This is a genomic window from Bradyrhizobium sp. Crot121, assembly GCF_059512385.1.
In genome coordinates this window covers 1-316 of the sequence record NZ_JCAMOR010000531.1, presented here as the reverse complement: position 1 = coordinate 316, position 316 = coordinate 1, and the positions used below count along the sequence as shown (strand labels likewise).

1 protein-coding gene is annotated in these 316 nt (G+C 57.9%); it reads left to right on the top strand.

The window, feature by feature from the left end:
- Positions 1-46: 46 nt before the first annotated feature.
- On the top strand, positions 47-316 hold a 270-nt coding region (locus tag AC5ZGW_RS47805; protein ID WP_496114360.1), incomplete at its 3' end, for a helix-turn-helix domain-containing protein.

Sequence of the window (316 nt, the reverse complement as noted above, 5' to 3'; positions counted from 1 at the left end):
CTAGTACCCACTTTTCTTGGATCGTGAGTCGTGCTTCAAGATATGGATGATACCCGAAGCAAGAGAAGTCCACCTTTCGCGGAAAGATCGCAAGGTGCTTGAGGCGTGTTGTCGCTCGCCGACGACATTGCAGCGCGATTTGAAGCGGGCGCGGATCGTTCTGTTGGCGGCGGATGGGCGCAGCACCCGATCGATCGCCAAGGAAGTTGGGGTCCAGCCGCGGATTGTCAGCCTTTGGCGGCATCGTTATGCCGACCAAGGCCTTGAAGGGCTGCAAGACAAGGCGCGACCGGGCAAGCAGCCAATCTATACGAAG